Source organism: Saccharopolyspora sp. (assembly GCF_017434145.1).
GTDB lineage: Bacteria > Actinomycetota > Actinomycetes > Mycobacteriales > Pseudonocardiaceae > Saccharopolyspora_C > Saccharopolyspora_C galaxeae.
This window is the reverse complement of sequence record NZ_JAFRFW010000709.1, coordinates 1-2,678: the sequence shown is the minus strand read 5'-3', so window position 1 is coordinate 2,678 and position 2,678 is coordinate 1. Positions and strand designations below refer to the sequence as shown.

2 protein-coding genes and 1 pseudogene are annotated in these 2,678 nt (G+C 69.4%); all 3 read right to left on the bottom strand.

The window, feature by feature from the left end; all coding sequences use genetic code 11:
• Positions 1 to 157 precede the first annotated feature (157 nt).
• Entirely contained in the window at positions 158 to 691 is a 534-nt protein-coding gene (locus IJH84_RS19400) for a hypothetical protein (protein WP_295147127.1), read from the bottom strand.
• Positions 692 to 770: 79 nt separating this feature from the next.
• Positions 771 to 2,168 (bottom strand): amino acid permease, encoded by a 1,398-nt coding sequence (locus tag IJH84_RS19395; RefSeq protein ID WP_200069949.1) that lies wholly within the window; start codon positions 2,166 to 2,168, stop codon positions 771 to 773.
• Between the two features lie 287 nt (positions 2,169 to 2,455).
• Positions 2,456 to 2,678 (bottom strand): annotated as a pseudogene (locus tag IJH84_RS19390) (serine hydroxymethyltransferase); the annotation flags it as partial.

Here is a 2,678-nt window from a genome sequence, read left to right as displayed (position 1 = left end):
CGGGCCGGAGCCGGAACTCGATCAGCAGCGGGCCGCCTGAACAGCCGAAGACTCGTCCGGCGCCGCGGACCCGCGACTCCGGGGCTCTGCGCGTCAATCCCGGGTCGCCTGAATCCCGGGGCGCCTGAATCCCGGGCGGCCGCAATCCCGGAGCGCCTCAATCCCGCGCCGTGGTGACCATCCCGCCGCTGAGCTGGTGCACCGCCCGGCTCACTTCCCGCGGGCCGAGCCCGGTGCCGGTGAGCGTCAGCGCGAGCCGGTCCACCCCCGCGCATTCGCCGAGCGGCCCGCCCCACCCGTCCACGTCGATCACCACGTACGGCGAGTTGCGGTGGTGGCGCAGCCGGACCTGCCGCACCGACGACCACGGCGCCGAGTACGTCCCCGCCGCCGATGCGTAGGTGACGCCGACGCTGCTCAACGCCAGCTGCAGGTACAGCATCCGCTGGTTCAGCCGGCGCCAGCGCCACTGCGCCCAGCCCACGTAGCAGCTGCCGAGCGCGGCGATCACCGGGACCAGCACCAGCCAGCGGGCCGAACCCGCCGCCCACGAAGACCACAGCACCGCGGCCGCCGTGCACAGCACGGCGTTCGCGGCCTGCGTGAACACCACCAACCTGCCGTCCCGCTGGATGCTGCGCTCTTGCCGAGCGCTGCGGCTGATCACCAGCACGCGAGGGACCGGGGGCATGAGCGGGATCTTCTCCCGGACGGCCGCCGGGTTGAACCGGCAGCCGGCGCAACCCCGCTCCGGCGTTGGACGGAGCCGGTCACTCCCCGGCGCGCACCTGCTCCGCGCCCGCCGCGGGCGTCGAACGCCGCCGCACCACGGCGTAACCGATGCCAACCGCCAGCACCAGCACCGGCGTGATGTAGAGCGCGATGCGGGTCTCGGCGTCGAACGCCAGCAGCACCACGACCATCGCCAGGAAAGCCAGCACCACGTAGTTCGAGTACGGCGCGAGCGGCATCCGGAAATTGCTCGTCTGCAGCTCACCGCGGGCGACCTTGCGGCGGAACCCGAGGTGCGAGACCACGATCATGCCCCAGGTGAACAACGCCCCGACGGTGCTGGCGCTGGTGATGTAGGTGAACGCCTGCTCCGGCACCAGGTAGTTCAGCGCCACGCCGATCAGCATCGCCCCGAAGGTCACCGCGATCGCCCGAGCGGGCACCGCGCGCCCGGACAGCACGCCGACCCCGCGCGGCGCGTGCCCGTCGTGCGAGAGCGTGCGCAGCATCCGGCCGGTCGAGTAGATGCCGCTGTTGCAGGACGACAGCGCCGCAGTGGTGACCACGAAGTTGATCACTCCGGCGGCCGCCGGAATGCCGATCATCGCGAACGCCTGCACGAACGGGCTGCCGTCCGGGCTGAACTCGGTGTACGGCGCCAACGCGGTCAGCGCGGCCAGCGCACCCACGTAGAAGATCAGGATCCGCAGCATCACGGCGTTGATCGCCCGCGGCAGCACCTGCTTCGGGTTCGCGCTCTCGCTGGCGGTCTGCCCGACCATCTCCACGCCGATGAACGCGAACATCACGATCTGGAACGACAGCAGCGCCGAGGTGGCCCCGTTCGGGAACAGCCCGCCGTGCGACCAGATGTTGCTGACCGAGGCGGTGTCACCGACGTCGCTGAAGCCGAACACCAGGATCAGCGCCACCAGCACGATCATCCCGACGATGGCCAGCACCTTGATCAGCGCGAACCAGAACTCGAACTCGCCGAACAGCTTCACCGCGATCAGGTTCACCCCGCTGAGCACCACCAGCGCGCCCAGCGCCGGGATCCACTGCGGAACCTCGGGGAACCAGAACTGGAAGTACTCGCCGACCGCGGTGATCTCGGCCATGCCCGTCACGATCCACACCAGCCAGTAGCCCCAGCCGGTCGCGAACTTCGCCCACGGGCCGACGAACTCCCCGGCGTACTCCGCGAACGAGCCGCTGACCGGGCGGTACATCAGCAGTTCGCCCAGCGCCCGCATCACGAAGAAGATCATCGTCCCGGCGATCGCGTAGATCACCATGAGCCCGGGGCCGACCTGGTCCAGCGCCTTGCCGGAACCCAGGAACAGGCCCACCCCGATCGCGCCGCCGATCGCGATCATGTTGATGTGCCGGTTGCTGAGTTCCTTGCGGTATTCCCCGGGTGCGGGTTCGCTCATCGCCGTGCTCCTGAAAAGGGAGAGGTCTCGTGTGGAGCGGTACCTTAGCCATCCGACGAGTTGGTGAAAACCGCAGCCCCCGGTGCTGCTGCGAATGGGCGCACGCATCCGCGCGATCGAGGGAGCGGTGCCCGAATCGTGCCCGGTGCGGACGGAGTGACCTGGGGTGACGATGTGCAGAAAGGTTACCGCGCTGAAACCTGGCCGTGCTGAAACCGGACCGTGCTGAAAATGCGAAGCGCCGCATTCCGGAGGAAATCCCCGGAATGCGGCGCCCGCGGAAACCCTTACAGGTTCGGGTAGAGGGGTTGTGCGTTGGCGAGTGCTTCGACGCGGCCGCGGAGTGCGGTGGTGGTCTCGGTGTCCAGCTCGGGTTGGAGGGCTTCGGCGATGATGTCGGCGACTTCGGTGAACTCGGCCTTGCCGAATCCGCGGGTGGCCAGTGCGGAGGTGCCCACGCGGAGTCCGGAGGTCACCATCGGCGGGCGCGGGTCGCCTGGCACGGCGTTG

Coding starts and splice junctions, on each gene's coding strand:
- IJH84_RS19395 (WP_200069949.1), bottom strand. CDS start 2,168: ATGAGCGAACCCGCACCCGGGGAATACCGCAAGGAACTCAGCAACCGG.
- IJH84_RS19400 (WP_295147127.1), bottom strand. CDS start 691: ATGCCCCCGGTCCCTCGCGTGCTGGTGATCAGCCGCAGCGCTCGGCAA.